A 17,632-nucleotide genomic window follows, 5' to 3' on the forward strand; every position below is an offset into this window, starting at 1 on the left:
GATTATTGATGGATGTTTTAAATGTTGTTTTATATGTTATTGTAATTGCTTTCTTCGTTTATATGGTTGGTTCCTGGGCTTACTACAAAATACAAGCCAAAAAATTAAAAGGTGCCATCGATCAAGACGAATTTGAGGCAAATATGAGAAGAGCTCAAATTATTGATTTACGTGAAAAAAATAATTTTGATTCTAAACATATTTTAGGCGCTAGAAATTTACCTTATACTCAATTGAAGTATAACGAAGGTGAATTGAGACCTGATTTACCAGTGTTTTTATATGAAGAACGTCCCTCTGTAAGTATTAGAGCAGCTTTGAAGCTAAAAAAATGGGGCTTTGAGGATGTTAAATGGTTAGACGAACGCTTTTCTGAATGGAAAGGTAAAACTAAAAAAACTACAAAACTATAAAAAAAGTCGAGACATTGTCTCGACTTTTTGCTATGGGTCAAATTTTTAGCCTTGATGTGCTTGTAGGCTTTTACGGTTTGCACGACGACGGTTAGCTTCAATGCGTTCGTTTTCTTGATCTTCAGGTTCAATTACGTGTTTCTTAAAAGCATGAAGAGCACCATATACTGCAGTAGCAGTAGTTACTGAACCGATTAAAAATCCCTTAGCAAAGCGAAAATGTTTTTGTTGTTTAGCCATAATGTCATACCTCCTATCCTTGATTACATTATGGCGTATTTTTGTAAAAATATCTATAAAATTGGCGTTAGAGGTGGATTTTTTGGAAAAAATTATAGCAATCGTGGGTCCAACCGCTGTTGGAAAGAGTGCTTTAGGTATTAACTTGGCACAAAAATTTGATGGAGAGATAATTTCTGGCGATTCTATGCAGATATATCGTCATTTAGATATTGGTACAGCCAAAGACTCTCCTGAGGAATTAAAACTCGTTAGACATCATTTGGTGGACATATGTAATGTAAATCAGCGATATACAGTTAAAGATTTTCAGGAAAAATCTGTTCAAATCGTTCATGAACTTAGTAAAAATAATAAGATTCCGTTTGTTGTTGGGGGAACGGGATTTTATCTGAACTCCTTAGTACAGAACCTTAATCTGGGTGGATCATCATCTGGAGATGATAAATTACGAGAAGAATTATTAAATTTGGAAAAAAGTGGTAAATTAGAAGTATTACAAAATATCTTGAAAAAAACTGACAGAGTTGCTTTTGATTCGATAGATATTAGTAATTCACGACGTGTTATACGTGCAATTGAAGTTTATAAGACAACTGGAAAATCTATCACTGAACAAGAAAATGGTTCTAAGTGGGCTGATTTTTATATTATAGGACTAACTGACGATCGCGATAAGTTATATGATCGTATTAATTTGAGAGTCGATAAAATGGTTGATATGGGACTTATAGAGGAAGCTAAATTAGTTTATGATAACCAAGATGATATACCACAGGCTAAAAATGGTATTGGCTATAAAGAACTATTCCCTTATTTTGACGGAACTTCTAGCTTAGATGATTGTTTGGACGAGATAAAGAAAAATTCTCGTCATTTTGCTAAAAGGCAGCTGACTTATTTTAGAAATCAAATGAATGTAGATTGGTATAACATTAGTGATGTGACTGACTACCAGCAAGTAATCAGTCAAAAGATAGAAAAATTTTTAGGAGGAAGAAATGACTACTTGGGATAAAGAATTTCCAGATAAACTAAAGGAAGTTATCAAGAAAACAGATCAACAAATTTCTGATAAATTATCTGAGATCGACAATCGAGTTTTAGATAATCAAGATAAAGTTTTAACTGCCTTTCGCAATGAGGGAATTGACGAAAGTAGTTTACTTGGAACAACTGGTTATGGGGATGATGACCGTGGTCGCGATCAATTAGAAGCTATATATGCGGATGTTTTTAAAACTGAAGCTGCATTAGTTAGACCACAATTTGTTTCGGGTACACATACTTTAGCTACAGCATTGTTTGGAATGCTTCGTCCAGGAAATAATTTGCTATATGTAACTGGCGAACCATACGATACTATGCAAGAAGTAGTGGGAACAGCTGGAAATAAAAAGGGTTCATTAATAGATTATAAGATTGGCTTTGATTTTGTTGAGATGATCGGCGACAAGGTTGATTTTGCAACTATGGAAAAGAAAATAAAAGAGCAGACTCCTAAAGTTATTGCAATTCAAAGATCTAGAGGTTATTCAACTCGAAAGAGTTTAACAGTCGCTGAAATTGCTGAAATTATCAAGCATATTCGTTCTGTGAAACCGGATGCAATTGTGTTCGTTGACAATTGTTACGGAGAATTTTCCGAAACTATCGAACCAACTGAAGTTGGCGCAGATATTATGGCAGGATCTTTAATTAAGAATGCCGGTGGTGGTCTAGCTAGAACTGGTGGATATATTGTCGGTAAAAAAGAATTAGTTGAACTATCTAGCTATCGTTTAACTGCTCCTGGAATTGGTGATTCTGAGGGAGCAACTATTGATCGTCAAGCTGAAATGTTCCAAGGATTTTTTATGGCACCTCGAGTTACAGGTAATGCTATTAAAGGAGCAATCTTTGAAGCAGCCATCTTTGAAAATCTTGGTTTGAACGTTTCACCTAAGTGGAATGAAGACAGAACCGATTTAATTCAAACTATTACTTTTAATGATCCTGAAAAAATGGTTCAGTTTACTAAAATGGTTCAAAAGTTCTCACCAATTGATTCAAACGTTTTGCCAATACCTAGTCCGATGTCAGGGTATGAAGATGAAGTCGTTATGGCTGCAGGTACGTTTGTTTCAGGTGCCAGTGTAGAATTTTCTGCAGATGGTCCAATGCGTGCCCCATACATTATTTATATCCAGGGAGGATTAACTTACGAGCATGTTAAAATCGCCATTTCAAATGCATGTAAAGAGTTATTCTTTTAATAATGTAAGTATCTTAGTTATTTAATTGAAATTATCAGCAATCAAAGATATTGTCCAGATACGGATGACATAAAAAGCTGTCTTAAAACTTGGAGTGTGGGTCTATGAAACTAGAAAACTTAATTCAAATTGTAAAGAATGATAGTCCTAAGGATTCCAAGGATGTTGTTCATGATCGCGAAATTGCTGCTGAATTAGAGAAAGAAAATAAATAATGATTAAACTAGATCGTAAGATCTAGTTTTTTTAGTCTAATAAAAATGATTTTTTTTATTTTTCCCGTTGACATATAACAGGTACATTATCTATAATAGTACAAGTGATGTCGCAGTGGCTCAGCTGGATAGAGCAACGGTCTTCTAAACCGTAGGTCGTGAGTTCGAATCTCACCTGCGGCATAATTAAAAAGTCGTAAGTATTGTTTATCAATACTTACGACTTTTTCTTTTGCCTTTTTAATTTCAATTTAAATAATTTTATTCTCTGGTTATGCTTAAGATTGAAGAAGTTTTTATTGATCTTGAATTATCTTTTCCAATAGTAAACCAATCACTTGTACCTAATAGACCCTCAATTTTAGCTACTTCGTCAATAGAATTATATTGCTTGCCATCTTTGAAGTATCCCTCAAAGATTTGTTCCAAATAATATGTGTCTCCCTCGTCGCTAAAGCGTGATGAAAGAGCTTTACTTGTTTTTATGTATGTATCTGGTTTAATCTCAATCGTTTCTCCATTGATTAAAGTAATGATTATGTTCATAAGATTCACCCCCTAAGCCAAGTATAGCAAAATACTGATATTAATTGATTGTAAGCACTAACTTTTTTTCGGATTGTTTTTATTATTGAAATAATTCGAATAAAAAAATCGATAACTGAAAGTGTTACCTTCAATATATCGACTAATTAAGTTCTTCAATCAATTCTTTTTTACGAGTATCCATTATTTCTTGCAATTCTTTAAGATCATCTAAAGTAGATTTTTTGCGGATAAAACTTCTAGCAGAAGATCGCATAGCAATATAATTAGCACGCTCTTTATTGTTTTTGTGCCATTTCCTATTTGCCTCTCGTTGTGCATCTGTTAAAACCATATTATTCTCCTTTAATTCCCCTGTTTACAAGATTATACACAGTTGCTTTAAATCAAATCAAGAATTTTCATAAAATGAACCTACAAAAAAATAATCTTTTGAGACAAATACTCATAATAGATATTTCTTGTAGATTATTTTGATTGTTATACAATTATTATTAAAATAATTCATTATATAGTAAGTTTTAAAAAAGGGTTGAGGAAATTTATGGAAAAAGTAATTGATACCACGACCGGAAGGTTCCAGGGGACGGAAACGGCTAATGGTGTTAAGTTTTTAGGTGTTAAATTTGGACATCCTAGAAGATTTCAGCGTGCCGTACCTTACCGTGCCAAAAAGAAACTTTCATTTGCTACACGCTATGGTACGCAACCAATGCAAGAAGCTGCATTGGATAATGATTACAATGATATTAAATTTGGTGAGGACTGTTTGAATTTAGATCTCTCCACACCAAATCCGAATGGTAAATTTCCAATTGTCATTGAATTTTATGGTGGCGGTTTTCTTCATGGTGGAACTTTAAGAAAAGTAATGCCATGGCTTGATAATAATCAAGTTATACATGTAGTGCCTAATTATCGATTAGGTCTGTTTGGATGGGCCAACGTTGATGGCGGTGATACTAATGTCGGCCTTTCTGATCAAATTTTAGCTATTGAATGGGTCATTGATAATGCTGATAAATTTGGCGGCGATGTTGACGATATTACGTTGATAGGCCATTCGGCTGGCGGTAAGTCAATTGCTGCATTGATGGCGTCAAATTCAACCGTTTTAGATAAAGTGAAAAAAGTCGTCCTATTTAGTGGATCATTACAAACAATTAGAGATAAGAAGACTGCAGATATAGTTTTGCAAAGATTTTGTGAAAAAAATAAGGTTACTTCTAAAGACTTATTTAATCTAACTGACGATGGATTATTACTTGCTCAAAACAAATGTACAGGTAAACACTTGGCAAGAAACTGGTTTGGTCCAATTGTGGATGAAGATCTTATTTCTGATAATTGGAAAGATGTTTTAATAGATCGTCAAAAGAGAACTGGTTTTAAAACCTTAGTTGAAGCTGGTAGTAATGAACTTATTGAACTTGATAAATTTTCAATTGATGAATTGAAAGATACAGTTTTGACGGATCTTTTTGGTGAGAATAGTAAAATCATTTTGGGTCAATTGCCCGATGACTATTCAAAAGATGAACTTCTAAAATTAGTTGGAGAGGCAATGTATACATATCCCGCCGATAGAACTGCGCAACTTCTGAAGGATAATGGTGAGGTATATGGCAACTATTCGAATGTGATAGATGGTCGTCATGGGGGTAATGTTAAGTATCTTGCAACTAAAAATTCAGATCTTCCAATAGATCAGAGGAAAAACCAGAAGTTCTATTTACAATTAATAATGGATTTTATTATCAACGGAAAGCCATACAACGATAATTTGAAATACGAGTGGCCATTATTTGATGATAATCAATTAGTAATGAAATTGGACCCCGATGATATCAGTAGTGTATCGATGATAAGTCATCAATGGATCAAAGATTTGCCATGGCAAACATATAAATTATAAAAAAATAAGCGTTAATTTATGTTGATGTATCAATTATTTGAGCGTGTTGGAAAAAATATAGTATTGCAATTCGAAAAGAATGATTTTAAAATATGGTTGTTGTGCTTAAAGTTTAAGCGATAAAACGCTTAGGATTTTCGAGGTGGGATGCTTGAAAAGAGAGTATTCATATTTAATTACGATAGCTTTTATACTGTTTGATTTAGTTGTTTCAGTTTTGACACAATTAAATGTCATTAGTAATTTAGCTGGAATAATGATAGGAATCTTTTTAATTGCAGCTTTGATCATATTGACCAGAGTTACAAGGGGAATTAACCTTAGACGTGCTAGAGTTGCTATATCGTTTTTTATGGCTCTATTCTTGTCACTGATGTTTACGTCTTTGGCAGTTTAATTAATTTGAATATTTGAAAAAGATTGTTGCAATGTATTTTGCTTCAATCTTTTTTAGTGTACTCTAAAATATATATTGTTTATAAGAGGAGTATTGGGCATGTCCAACAAAGCATTAAAGCGAACTATCTTAGGGACGATTTTTTTGGTCCTGAGTATTTTATATACGATTTTATTTTCTCCACATGCAACTATCCGACTGTTAGACAGTTATGACATGCTGTTTCATTTGAATAGGGTAAATAGTCTAGGGAATATTTTAGTGTCCCCGGTAAATTTTAATTATTGGGATCATGTTGGTAATTTTACAAGTGTATTTTATCCATGGCTTACTTTAACTCCAGGGTATTTTATTTTTAAGTTAGTTTCAGATCCTATTATTGGATTTTTGATATTTCTAACGTTAATTACATTTCTTACTTTTGTTAGTTCGTATTACTTCATGTCGAAATTTTCTAAGGACACTCTACAGGCGTTCTTATTTTCAATCATATATACGTTATCTTTCTTTAGAGTAGCTAGTGTGTTTTATAGGGTGGGGTTAGCTGAATATATTTCTTATATTTTTATTCCACTGATTTTTTATTCCTTTGCGGAAATTTTGTCTGGTAAATTTAATAAGTGGCCATTATTTGTACTTGGGTTAACGCTGACCATTTTGACCCATCCACTCACGGCATTTATTACTGTTATTATGTTGATACCATTAGTATTTTTTGTGCTTTTTTCAAAAGTCTCACATAGTTTTAAATATTGGGGGCAACTGATTTTAGCTGGGCTGCAATCAATAGTTTTGGTTATTATTATTTCTTGTGGCTTTATCTTGCCAATGGTTGAACAAAAAAGGGCACTTGCAACTAACAGGCCTGCGTTACTGAACTTAGCTCAAATGGCACAAAAACCGGTTGATTTGTTTAATAACGCATTGCATACAGATGTTAGAAGTTATTCTATTGGAATTATTTCTTTATTAACGATTGCTGTAATTTTGATTTTTATCTGGAAGGATAAGTTGAAATACCAAATAGTAGCGATTGAAGGATTAATTGCATTGTTTTTATCTACAAATATTTTTCCTTGGCATTTTGTACAGAATACCTTTTTTAATTTAATGCAATTTCCATGGCGCTTTTTAAACATGGTTACGTTTTTCTTTGCTATTTATTTGAGTCATATTTTGGCCAAACTAATGAAGAATCGTTCTTCATTGACTAAATTGTCGGTTCTGATTTTGACGACTATTGCTTGCGGTAGTCAAGTTTATTTGAGTGGTACAAAGGTAAATAGTCAACCAGCTCCATTTGCTATTGTTAATTCGAAAAATGCTGATCAAAAAATCAAGAATTTTCATCAAGAAGATTATTATCCTTTGCAGAGTTTACCTTATAGTAATGAAATTAAGAATCATAAGTTTATCGTCAATGGAAAGAAAGAGAAATTGCCATTTACTACAACGCAGAATTCTTATTTAGTTAAGTACTATAGTAAGGACCCTGTAAAATTGGATATTCCAGTTTTGTTTTATAAGGGCTTAGATGTATCAATTAATAATGAGACTATTAGTCCTAAGATCTCTAAACGGGGAACGATTCAAATTAAGACACAACAAGGACAAAATAATATTCAAATAAAATATCACTATACTAGGATTGCCATTATTTCAATGTCGATCAGTCTAGTTGGAATTGTGATTTTAATTTGGTTATTAGTTAACAATGGACGATGGTCATTTAGAAAACTTATTAAAGATAGTTGAAAAATATCTTAATATTTGCTATATTTTATTAGTTGCAATCACTATTGCATCTACAACCGCTCAAAATCAGGTTTAAGTCGTAGGCACCTGATTGGCGAGTCTTAGAAGGGAGTGTACACACTATGTACGCAATTATTAAAACTGGTGGTAAGCAATATAAGGTTGAAGAAAATGACTCAATCTTTATTGAAAAACTTGATGTTAAAGAAGGGGACGCTGTTACATTTGACGATGTAATTTTGGTTTCTGACGGAGACAGTATTAAAGTTGGAGATCCTGTTGTAGCAGGTGCTTCAGTTACAGGTAAAGTTGAAAAACAAGGTAAGGACAAGAAAGTTGTTACTTACAAATACAAACCTAAGAAGCATTCACATACTAAGACAGGCCACCGTCAACCATATACAAGAGTACTTATTGACAGTATCAAGGCTTAGTTATGATTAGAGCAAGTTTTTACCAGAATGGATCACATATTCAATCATTTTTGATCAAGGGACATGCTGATTCTGGACCATACGGTCAGGATCTTGTCTGTGCAGCTGTTTCGGCAGTTTCAATTGGTACGATCAATAATCTGGAAAAACTTACCAATGATAGTCCTATCGTAGTTCTCGATGAGGAAAACGGAGGACATCTTGGTTGTCGCTTTGACAAAGAAGTATCCCATGATACGGCTTTGTTATTGGAGAACTTATATTGGACGTTGAAAGACATTCAGGAAAGTTATCCTAAAAATATAGAAGTTCAGATCCAAAAAAATAAAATCGACTTTTAATTAGGAGGTAAATTTCATGCTTAAAATGAATTTACAATTTTTCTCTCACCACAAGGGTGGTGGATCAACTGCTAATGGACGTGATTCAGCTGGTCGTAGACTAGGTGCTAAGCGTGCTGATGGCCAATCAATTACTACTGGTGCTATTATTTATAGACAACGTGGAACAAAGATTCATCCAGGTGAAAATGTTGGTCGCGGTGGCGATGATACATTGTTCGCACTTAAAGATGGCGTTGTTAAATTTGAAAGATTTGGCAAAGACAAGAAAAAAGTTTCAGTTTACTAATATGAGTTAGAGGTATTTCCTCTAGGTAACTCATTATATAAAAAAAAGAGGACATAGTCCTCTTTTTTTTATATAATAAGCGTGAGTTATTGCCATAAACATGGAAATATTGGTAAGATAATATGTAAAGTGTTTTTAACGTTTAAAGTAATCGAGGAGATAAATTATGTCAATTTCAGTAAATGAATTTAAAAATGGCCTAACAATTGAAGTTAAAGATGGTATCTGGCGTGTTATTGAGTTTCAACATGTTAAACCAGGTAAGGGTAGTGCCTTTGTTCGTTCAAAGTTAAAGAACTTGAGAACAGGTGCAGTTCAAGAAATGACTTTCAGATCAACTGCTAAAGTTGAAAAGGCTCAAATTGAAAACAAAAAGATGCAATATCTATACGCTGACGGTACTAACCACGTCTTCATGGATATGAACACATATGAGCAACTATCACTTCCACAAGAACAAATCCAAGAAGAACTTAAGTATCTTAAGGAAAATATGGAAGTTAACATTATGATGTATGGTGGTGAAACACTAGGTGTTGATATTCCTAATACTGTTGATCTTGAGGTTAAAGAAACTGAAGCATCAATTAAGGGTGATACACAATCAGGTGGTTCAAAACCAGCTACTATGGAAACTGGCCTTGTAGTGCAAGTTCCATTCTTTGTTAACCAAGGTGATATGTTAACAATTAATACACAAGATGGTACATATATTTCACGTGCTAACTAATTTTTGATTATGGAGATAAGTTTATGGCTGAACAAAAATATGTTTCTCTAAAACAAGATAGTGGAAAAATAAATGGAAACGTTGAAATCTCACATCAAGTTATTGAGATTCTTTTAGGGATCGCTACTAGTCAGGTCGAAGGCGTTTATGAAATGAGAGGAAGTCTATCCAGTCGATTGGATTCTTTGTTTGGAATAATCAATCATGGCAAGGGTGTAGACGTAGTTTTAAGAGACAATCGAGTTTCTGCTGACGTATTTGTTTATCTAGAATATGGTGTATCAATTCCCAAAGTATCTTTGGAAATTCAAAAGTCAGCCATTGAACAACTTGAATTCATGACCGATTTGACTTTAGATGAGATCAATGTACATGTTGTAGGTTTGATTGCTAAAAAAGAAGATGGCGAGATAGAACGTGTAACAACGGGAAAAAAGGATAATTAGTGAGTATGAATAGACATAAAATCAGAGAACTTGCAATTCAATCACTTTTTTCTATTGAAACGACAAAAGACGATTCACAAGCGGCAATTGATTCTGTTATGAAATTAGCCGATCTTGGAGAAGAAGAAGCGCCTGATTATTTGGAATTCTTAGTATCAGGATCTTTAGAAAAACAAGATGAATTGGATAAGGAAATTGCCGAGCACTTAAAGAAAAAGTGGACAGTTCAACGTTTATCCCGAATTGATCGGGTTATTTTACGTATGGGATTGTTTGAGATGGAAAATAGTTTAGAAGTTCCAAAAAAAGTAGCAATTGATGAAGCAATCGAATTAGCCGGTGAATACGGTGACAAAGATTCAAAGTCATTTGTTAATGGTATTTTATCTAACTTTGTTGAAGGGTAAGGCTGGTACTTTGTACCAGCCTTTTTATGGTGAATGAGATGGAAATTTTAGATGGTAAAAAAGTAGCTAGTGCATTAGATGAGAAAATGACTGACCGAGTTGCCAATTTAAAAAAACAAAATATAACTCCAGGTCTAGCCGTAATTTTGGTTGGTGACAATAAAGCCAGTTCTATCTATGTAAGAAATAAAAAACGTCGAGCTGAAAAGCTAGGTATCAATTTTCAACTGATTCATTTTGATGCATCAGTAACTGAAAATGAACTATTAGAAAAAATCGATCAATTAAATCATGATGATTCCATTGATGGTTTTATTGTGCAGTTGCCTCTACCTGATCATATCGATGAAGATAAGGTCATTGATGCAATTGATTCCAAAAAAGATGTTGATGGATTTGCACCAAATAATGTTGGTAGCCTTTGGATAGGTGAACCACATACTTTACCTGCGACTGCATCAGGTATTTTAATGATGCTTGATTTTTATAACGTTGATTTAGATGGTAAGAATGTGGTTATTATTGGCCGTAGTAATATTGTTGGTAAGCCAGTGGCAGCAATGATGTTGGCTAAAAATGCAACAGTTACTATAACACATTCACATACTAAGAACTTGTCAGAAATTGCTAAAAGAGCTGATGTTTTAGTTGTTGCAATCGGACAAGCAAAATTTGTTAATAAAGATTTTGTTAAAGATGGTGCAGTGGTTGTTGATGTGGGTATGGATCATGATGAAAACGGTAAGTTGTGTGGTGATGTTGACTTTGATAATGTAAAAGATACAGTTAGCATGATAAGCCCAGTTCCTGGTGGAGTTGGTCCTATGACTATCACAGCATTAGTTGATCAAGTTATAACCCTTGCTGAAGGTCGAGCAAATGGATAATTCTCAATATTTAACGGTTACAGCATTAACACAATATCTGAAAAGAAAATTTGATGTTGACCCTTATTTAGGTCACGTTTATTTAATGGGGGAAATTTCTAATTTTCGTTTAAGACCATCACATCAATATTTTTCTTTAAAAGATGACAAAGCCAAAATTTCCGCGGTTATGTTTAAATCTAATTTCAGTAAAGTAAAATTTAAGCCTGAAGAAGGTATGAAAGTTCTTGTAAAGGGAAGAATCTCTTTATATGAGCCAAGTGGTACTTATCAAATATATGTAGAGTCAATGGAACCCGATGGTTTAGGTGCCTTGTATTTGGCATTTGAACAATTGAAGAAAAAGCTATCTCAACAAGGTGTATTTGATTTACCTAAAAGAGACATTCCACAATTTCCTAAAAGAATAGCTGTTGTTACTAGTTCTTCTGGTGCTGTTATTCATGATATTATGACGACTGTTCAAAGACGTTATCCGATTGTCCAATTAGTTTTGTTCCCTGCACAAGTTCAAGGAGATACCGCTGCAGCGACAATAGTCCAACAATTGAAGAGAATTAACGAGATTGGAAATTTTGACACAATAATTATTGGTCGTGGTGGTGGTTCTATTGAAGATTTATGGCCATTTAACGAAGAAATTGTTGCTCAAGCTATTGTAGAGAGTCAGATTCCAATCATCTCATCTGTAGGACATGAGACTGATACTACAATTGCTGATATGGTCGCAGATCTTAGGGCCGCAACTCCAACAGCAGCAGCGGAATTGGCAACTCCTGTTTTGAGGGATGTTTTGATGCATATTCAAGATTTAAAAGCACGTCTTGCTAATGCTCAAGTTAAATTGATTCAAAATTATCGTGATCGAGTAAGAAATTATGCTCAAAATACGTTCTTACAACATCCTGAAAGAATATATGAGGTTTATTTACAGAAGGTAGATAATTTAACTTCTAGACTAAATAAAGTTCTTTCTGAAATGATATATAATCAGAGACAATCGTTGTGGGATATTCGTGGTAGATTAAATAATCAATCTCCAATGGGACAACTACATTATTACGATACGATCGTAAATAGTTATCAACAAAGAATATTAAATTCGACTACGAAAATTATTAATAGTAGTAGGAATTCATTTAGTAAAGATGTTGCTTCATTGGATTCACTGAGTCCCCTTAAAACTCTAAGTCGAGGCTATGCAATTGCTACTGATGAAAATGGTAAAATATTGAAGCAAGCCGCTGATTATAAAGTAGATAAAGAAGTTAATCTTAAAATCACTGATGGTAATATTAAATTGATAACAAAGGAAATAAGCGAGGAAAATAATGGCTGAAGATAAAAAATCATTTGAAGATAATTTGAAAGATCTAGAAGACATTGTAACTAATCTTGAAAATGGTAACGTTCCTTTAGAAGAAGCTATGGAAAATTTCAAAAAGGGTGTTTCATTAAGTAAAAAGCTTGAAAAAACACTAAGTGATGCTGAAACAACTGTTACAAAAATCATGCAAAAAGACGGTTCTGAATCTACTTTGGAAGATAAAGATAACGAAGGTAATGAATAGACATGGATATAAAGAATTTTTTAGACTTTCATGAAAAAGTCTTACCGGACTTTGATAAATTTCTAACTGAAAAGTTAACTAAAGAAATCAAACAACCTAAATTAAGAGAAGCAATGTTATATTCACTAAATTCTGGTGGTAAGAGAGTACGTCCAGTATTGATGTTAGCAGTCATTTATTCTTGCGGAGTTAAACTTGAAGATTTGAAGGATTATTATGATATTGCAGGAGCAATTGAATTAATACACACATATTCATTGATTCATGATGATCTTCCCGAGATGGACAATGATGATTATCGTCGTGGTAAATTGACTAGCCATAAGAAATTCGGTACTGGCTCTGCTGTTTTAGCAGGAGATGGATTGTTAACACAAGCATTTTATTGGATAGCTAAATCTAGTCTAGATGCATCTAAGCGAATGGCTGCCGTTCGAATCCTAAGTCATAATGCGGGTCCAATGGGGATGGTTGCTGGACAAATGACAGATATCAGTGGAAAAAAGTTAAATGAAGAAGAGTTAACAGAACTCCATCAACATAAAACTGCTGATTTGTTAGTTGCTGCTATAACTATTGGTGCCTTTTGTGCTGATCATGAATTATCAAGTAACCTAGTTGAGTATGCCCAAAAAGTTGGATTAGCATTTCAACTAAAGGATGATCTTGACGATAGTGATGACGGTGAAGATGTAGATAAAAACACATTTCCTAATTTAATAGGAAAGTCTGCAACTGAAGAAAAATTGCGTAATCTAGTTAAAGATGCTTTGAATGCAGTATTAAAAGAAGAAAGATTTGATAAGAATTTAATGGTCAGTTTTTTAGACTATTTCAAATAGACAGGTGAAATTTATTGGCAAAAAAAAGAGTAGATGTATTATTAGTTGAGCAAAATTTATTTGAGTCGCGTGAACAAGCAAAAAGATCAGTTATGGCTGGTGAGGTTTATAATCAGGATAATTTACGTTTTGATAAACCAGGAGAAAAAGTCGACCCTGATACTATTTTTCATGTTGTAGAAGGTGCACACAGTAAATATGTTAGTCGTGGTGGTTATAAGCTTGAAAAAGCTGTTGAATCATTTGGAATCGATTTAAAAGATAAGGTCTGTTTGGATATTGGTTCATCAACAGGTGGTTTTACTGATGTTGCATTACAAAATGGTGCTAAAATGGTTTATGCATTAGACGTTGGCTATAATCAATTGGCATGGAAACTGCGTAGTGATGATAGAGTAGTTGTTATGGAACGTGTTAATTTCCGTTACAGCAAATCAGAAGATTTCCATCAAGGACTTCCAGAATTTGCAATGACTGATGTTTCATTTATCTCTTTGGAGCTTATTTTGCCACCAATGTTTAATATTATTTTGCCAGGATCTCAAGCCGTTTGTTTAATTAAGCCACAATTTGAAGCTGGTCCTGAAAATGTTGGAAAACATGGGATTGTTCGTGACCATAAAGTACATCAAATGGTATTGGAAAAAATCTTGAATTTCGCTAAAGAAACAGGATTTATTGTTAAGGGATTAGATTTCTCTCCTATTAAGGGTGGAGAAGGAAATATTGAATTTCTAGTTCAAATTCAAAAGCCAGAAAAACAACAAGCTGGTGAGATCTTAGATAATGTTTCCATCGAAAATACTATGAATGAAGCGTACGCAAGTCTTAATAAATAGGTGATTGAATGTTAAAGGAATTAATAATCAATAATTTTGCAATTATTAATGAATTACGACTTGATTTCAATAAAGGGATGACAGCACTTACGGGTGAAACGGGTGCTGGTAAGTCTATTATTATTGATGCACTAGGCCTTTTAGTCGGTAGTCGTTCATCAATCGATTTCATTCGAACTGGAAAAGATAAGCTTAAAGTTCAAGGATTATTTGAAGTCAATTCGGATAGTCCTGTTTTTGCTATTTTAGACCATTATGGAATTGATCATTCAGATAACTCAATAATTATAAATAGAGAAATCAATCGTAAGGGACGAAATGTTTGTCGGATCAATAACGAATTGGTGAAAACAAATACCTTAAAAGATGTTGGAAGATTTTTAGTAGAAATTCATGGTCAAAATCAGCAACAAGAATTAATGGACGAAGATAATCATATAGATATTTTAGATAGATATTCAGATGATGAATTCCAAAAAGATTTTTCTAAGTATCAAGAATTATTCCATCAATATCAAGAGAAGACAGCTCGTTTGAGAGCAATTCAAAAAGATTCACAAAATATTGTCCAAAGAATTGATATGCTTAAATTTCAAATTGAAGAAATAGACAGTGCTCAATTAAGAAAGGGCGAGGATGAAGAACTAGAAACAGAAAAAAATCATCTTGCTAACTTTGAAAAAATAAATAGTAGACTACAAGAAAGCTATCGTATTTTGTCTGAAAATAATATTGGGTCGGTTGATTCTTTAGGAAATGTTCGAGATAGCTTAGATGATATAAAGGGATTCGATAAAACTTATCAAGAGCTATATGACTCTATAAATGGTGCGTACTATCAAATTCAAGACGATGCGGCTACGATATCTGACGCACTTGAAAATTTGGATTTTGATGAGGATCGGTTGGATGATATTCAAAAGCGTCTAAATGTAATAGATGGCTTAGAGAAGAAATATGGTCCGACATTGGATGAAGTGATTCAGTATGGTCAAAATGCGCATGACGAACTTGATAAGATTGACATTGATGATACAACTGAAGACAAATTAGTAGAATCAATTGAAAAAGATAAAGCCAAATTATTAATTTTAGGAAAATCACTATCTGATAAAAGACATACGACCGCTAATGAATTAGAAAAATCGATCAATAAACAACTAAAAGAACTTTTCATGAAGAATGCTAAATTTAGTGTTCAGTTTAAGACATTAGACGGAGATTCTTTAACCGAAAAGGGAATAGACCAAGTTATATTTAACTTAAAAACTAATGTTGGCGAAGATTTCAAACCTCTGGTCAGAGTCGCATCTGGTGGTGAACTTTCACGTGTTATTTTGGCTTTTGAAGCCATTATTGCTGAAAAAATGAATGTCGATACGATTATTTTTGATGAAATCGACACAGGGGTAAGTGGTCGTGTCGCACAAGCAATTGGTGATAAAATTTATCGAGTTGCACAATCAGTTCAAGTATTGTGTATTACACATTTACCTCAAGTTGCCGCTATGAGTGATCAACAATTTGAAATAAAAAAAGAGACCGTTAAGAATAAGACACAAACTAAAGTCTCATTACTTAACGATCAAGATAGAATAGAAGCTGTTTCACTTATGTTGGCCGGAACAAAGATAACAGATTTAACTAGAGAACACGCCCAAGAATTATTAGAACTAGCTCAGGGCGAACAAAAAAGATTAGATTAAATTTATTGATTTCAAATCCTTAATATCAATTATTTTGAAGAAGCTTTTATTAACTTCTAAAATATATTTATTTGAATTAATTCTTTTAATCAACTTGCCTTGCATAGATTCTTCGTTTACCATAGTTACATTAATATAATATTGTTTTTGAAAACTTTGTTTAGCAAAGATAAACAGTTGTTTAATAGGCATTTGCTTGATTTGGGAAATACTTTTACTGTCCATGTTAAAATCGAAGTTCCTATCGATAAATTTAGCAGTATTGTTAATGATATTTTTAGTGAAGGTATTTGATAAATATTGTTGTTTTAGTTGCATACTTCAATTCCCCCGAACGCTTGTTTGTGTCTTTATTATACGAACCTTTGTTCGTATAAGCAACTTTATTTTAGTATTTCTTAATATTTATTTGTGTGTGAAAAGTTTTTAATTATAAGAAAATAAGAATAAGTAGGGATAAGTGATATGTCAACAAGGGGAATGTTAATCGTTCTATCAGGTCCATCCGGTGTGGGTAAAGGAACTGTTAGAAAAGCAATGGTAAAGAAGTCTTCAATCAGATTTGATTATTCTGTTTCAATGACAACAAGAAATATGAGACCTGGAGAAGAAGACGGAGTCGATTATTATTTCCGAACCAATGAAGAGTTCGAAGAAGAGATTGCAAATGGTGGAATGCTTGAATATGCCAAATATGTTGACCATTATTATGGAACACCATTAAAATATGTAAATCAAAAACTTGATGCTGGTATTGATGTTCTATTGGAAATCGAAGTAAATGGTGCTATGCAAGTTAGAGAAAAAATGCCAGATGGCGTCTTTATTTTCTTAACACCACCAGATTTACCTAGTCTTCGTCGTCGCATTACACATCGTGGAACTGACGATGTTAAGACTATTGATAAACGAATGGAACAGGCAAAAAAAGAAATTGAAATGATGTCAAACTATGACTATGCCGTAGTTAATGATAAAATACCTAATGCAGTCAAAAAAATTGAAGGTATAATAAGAAGTGAACACTTAAGAGTGCCACGAGTAATTGATAAATATAAAAAAATAATAGGAGAATGATAATATGATTATTTATCCATCAATCGACAAATTGTTAGACCAAGTTGATTCAAGATACTCTTTAGCTGTCTTAGCAGCAAAGCGTGCTCATCAACTTGAAGATGGTGATGTAGAACTACTTAATAAATATGAATCACCAAGAACTATCGGAAAAGCTTTCGAAGAAATTGCTGACGATAAAATTGAAATTGATCCTAATTCAATTCTTCTTGAAAAAGAAGCTGAACGAGTTGAGGAAGAGAAAAAAGAAGAAAAATAGTTTTAAAATTCCTTCACTGATTGTCTAAATGATAATTGTGAGGGTTTTTTATTTATTGTGTAGGTGAT

At 33.2% G+C, this 17,632-nt stretch carries 24 protein-coding genes, 1 tRNA gene and 1 other annotated feature; of the genes, 21 read left to right on the top strand and 4 right to left on the bottom strand.

Going from position 1 to position 17,632, the window contains the following annotated elements:
* Positions 1-8 precede the first annotated feature (8 nt).
* Entirely contained in the window at positions 9-413 is a 405-nt protein-coding gene (locus FC72_RS00305) for a rhodanese-like domain-containing protein (protein ID WP_057763596.1), read from the top strand.
* 45 nt (positions 414-458) lie between these two features.
* On the opposite strand, the gene FC72_RS00310 is transcribed toward FC72_RS00305, so the two are convergent.
* Positions 459-653, bottom strand: a complete 195-nt coding sequence (locus FC72_RS00310; protein ID WP_057763598.1) for a DUF3042 family protein — start codon at positions 651-653, stop codon at positions 459-461.
* Positions 654-735: 82 nt separating this feature from the next.
* Between FC72_RS00310 and miaA the strand changes: the two genes are divergently transcribed.
* The 3 genes from miaA (at position 736) to FC72_RS00325 (ending at position 3,306) form a co-directional block, all read left to right on the top strand.
* Positions 736-1,671, top strand: coding sequence for a tRNA (adenosine(37)-N6)-dimethylallyltransferase MiaA (gene miaA / locus FC72_RS00315; protein WP_057763600.1), 936 nt, complete (start codon positions 736-738; stop codon positions 1,669-1,671).
* Positions 1,655-2,908: a methionine gamma-lyase family protein gene (locus tag FC72_RS00320; RefSeq protein WP_057763603.1), complete on the top strand. Its 1,254-nt coding sequence runs from the start codon at positions 1,655-1,657 to the stop codon at positions 2,906-2,908. The genes miaA and FC72_RS00320 overlap by 17 nt, the downstream gene beginning before the upstream one ends.
* A 324-nt stretch (positions 2,909-3,232) precedes the next feature.
* Positions 3,233-3,306: transfer RNA gene (locus tag FC72_RS00325), tRNA-Arg, on the top strand.
* A gap of 78 nt (positions 3,307-3,384) precedes the next feature.
* Here the strand turns inward: FC72_RS00325 and FC72_RS00330 are convergent.
* Both FC72_RS00330 and FC72_RS00335 read right to left on the bottom strand, forming a co-directional pair.
* Complete coding sequence (locus FC72_RS00330) at positions 3,385-3,669, bottom strand: hypothetical protein (protein ID WP_057763604.1); 285 nt, start codon at positions 3,667-3,669, stop codon at positions 3,385-3,387.
* Between the two features lie 142 nt (positions 3,670-3,811).
* Positions 3,812-4,003, bottom strand: a complete 192-nt coding sequence (locus tag FC72_RS00335; RefSeq protein ID WP_057763606.1) for a hypothetical protein — start codon at positions 4,001-4,003, stop codon at positions 3,812-3,814.
* A gap of 210 nt (positions 4,004-4,213) precedes the next feature.
* Here FC72_RS00335 and FC72_RS00340 point away from each other — a divergent pair, with 210 nt between their 5' ends.
* From FC72_RS00340 to recN, 15 genes are all read left to right on the top strand, one after another.
* Positions 4,214-5,584, top strand: a complete 1,371-nt coding sequence (locus tag FC72_RS00340; RefSeq protein ID WP_057763608.1) for a carboxylesterase family protein — start codon at positions 4,214-4,216, stop codon at positions 5,582-5,584.
* Positions 5,585-5,735: 151 nt separating this feature from the next.
* Positions 5,736-5,981: a hypothetical protein gene (locus FC72_RS00345; RefSeq protein ID WP_057763610.1), complete on the top strand. Its 246-nt coding sequence runs from the start codon at positions 5,736-5,738 to the stop codon at positions 5,979-5,981.
* A 216-nt stretch (positions 5,982-6,197) separates the two neighbouring features.
* Positions 6,198-7,736, top strand: coding sequence for a YfhO family protein (locus tag FC72_RS10705; RefSeq protein WP_235805122.1), 1,539 nt, complete (start codon positions 6,198-6,200; stop codon positions 7,734-7,736).
* A gap of 44 nt (positions 7,737-7,780) precedes the next feature.
* Positions 7,781-7,848: a sequence feature (ribosomal protein L21 leader region), on the top strand.
* Positions 7,849-7,858: 10 nt separating this feature from the next.
* Complete coding sequence (rplU, locus tag FC72_RS00355) at positions 7,859-8,170, top strand: 50S ribosomal protein L21 (protein ID WP_057763614.1); 312 nt, start codon at positions 7,859-7,861, stop codon at positions 8,168-8,170.
* A gap of 2 nt (positions 8,171-8,172) precedes the next feature.
* Positions 8,173-8,511: a ribosomal-processing cysteine protease Prp gene (locus FC72_RS00360; RefSeq protein ID WP_057763616.1), complete on the top strand. Its 339-nt coding sequence runs from the start codon at positions 8,173-8,175 to the stop codon at positions 8,509-8,511.
* A gap of 16 nt (positions 8,512-8,527) precedes the next feature.
* Positions 8,528-8,800, top strand: a complete 273-nt coding sequence (gene rpmA / locus FC72_RS00365) for a 50S ribosomal protein L27 (RefSeq protein ID WP_057763618.1) — start codon at positions 8,528-8,530, stop codon at positions 8,798-8,800.
* A gap of 166 nt (positions 8,801-8,966) precedes the next feature.
* Positions 8,967-9,530: an elongation factor P gene (gene efp, locus FC72_RS00370; protein WP_057763620.1), complete on the top strand. Its 564-nt coding sequence runs from the start codon at positions 8,967-8,969 to the stop codon at positions 9,528-9,530.
* 23 nt (positions 9,531-9,553) lie between these two features.
* A complete protein-coding gene (locus FC72_RS00375) occupies positions 9,554-9,976 on the top strand; it encodes an Asp23/Gls24 family envelope stress response protein (RefSeq protein ID WP_057763622.1) in 423 nt (140 codons plus the stop codon).
* Positions 9,977-9,981: 5 nt separating this feature from the next.
* Positions 9,982-10,383, top strand: coding sequence for a transcription antitermination factor NusB (gene nusB / locus FC72_RS00380; RefSeq protein ID WP_057763624.1), 402 nt, complete (start codon positions 9,982-9,984; stop codon positions 10,381-10,383).
* Between the two features lie 38 nt (positions 10,384-10,421).
* Complete coding sequence (locus tag FC72_RS00385) at positions 10,422-11,270, top strand: bifunctional 5,10-methylenetetrahydrofolate dehydrogenase/5,10-methenyltetrahydrofolate cyclohydrolase (RefSeq protein ID WP_057763626.1); 849 nt, start codon at positions 10,422-10,424, stop codon at positions 11,268-11,270.
* A complete protein-coding gene (xseA, locus tag FC72_RS00390; RefSeq protein ID WP_057763628.1) occupies positions 11,263-12,609 on the top strand; it encodes an exodeoxyribonuclease VII large subunit in 1,347 nt (448 codons plus the stop codon). The genes FC72_RS00385 and xseA overlap by 8 nt, the downstream gene beginning before the upstream one ends.
* Positions 12,602-12,841 carry an exodeoxyribonuclease VII small subunit gene (locus FC72_RS00395; RefSeq protein ID WP_057763631.1) on the top strand — a complete coding sequence of 80 codons (240 nt, stop codon included), beginning with the start codon at positions 12,602-12,604 and terminating at the stop codon, positions 12,839-12,841. Before xseA ends, FC72_RS00395 begins: the two co-directional genes overlap by 8 nt.
* A 2-nt stretch (positions 12,842-12,843) precedes the next feature.
* A complete protein-coding gene (locus FC72_RS00400) occupies positions 12,844-13,683 on the top strand; it encodes a polyprenyl synthetase family protein (protein ID WP_057763633.1) in 840 nt (279 codons plus the stop codon).
* Positions 13,684-13,697: 14 nt separating this feature from the next.
* Positions 13,698-14,522 carry a TlyA family RNA methyltransferase gene (locus FC72_RS00405; protein WP_057763635.1) on the top strand — a complete coding sequence of 275 codons (825 nt, stop codon included), beginning with the start codon at positions 13,698-13,700 and terminating at the stop codon, positions 14,520-14,522.
* Positions 14,523-14,530: 8 nt separating this feature from the next.
* Positions 14,531-16,228 carry a DNA repair protein RecN gene (gene recN, locus FC72_RS00410; protein WP_057763637.1) on the top strand — a complete coding sequence of 566 codons (1,698 nt, stop codon included), beginning with the start codon at positions 14,531-14,533 and terminating at the stop codon, positions 16,226-16,228.
* Here the strand turns inward: recN and FC72_RS00415 are convergent.
* Positions 16,220-16,546, bottom strand: a complete 327-nt coding sequence (locus FC72_RS00415) for a hypothetical protein (RefSeq protein ID WP_057763639.1) — start codon at positions 16,544-16,546, stop codon at positions 16,220-16,222. The genes recN and FC72_RS00415 overlap by 9 nt on opposite strands.
* 147 nt (positions 16,547-16,693) lie before the next feature.
* Between FC72_RS00415 and gmk the strand changes: the two genes are divergently transcribed.
* Together gmk and rpoZ are read left to right on the top strand one after the other, a co-directional pair.
* Entirely contained in the window at positions 16,694-17,305 is a 612-nt protein-coding gene (gene gmk, locus FC72_RS00420) for a guanylate kinase (protein WP_057763641.1), read from the top strand.
* A 4-nt stretch (positions 17,306-17,309) separates the two neighbouring features.
* A complete protein-coding gene (gene rpoZ, locus FC72_RS00425) occupies positions 17,310-17,564 on the top strand; it encodes a DNA-directed RNA polymerase subunit omega (RefSeq protein ID WP_057763643.1) in 255 nt (84 codons plus the stop codon).
* The last annotated feature ends 68 nt before the right edge of the window (positions 17,565-17,632 follow it).

Source organism: Companilactobacillus tucceti DSM 20183, assembly GCF_001434665.1.
Taxonomy (GTDB): domain Bacteria; phylum Bacillota; class Bacilli; order Lactobacillales; family Lactobacillaceae; genus Companilactobacillus; species Companilactobacillus tucceti.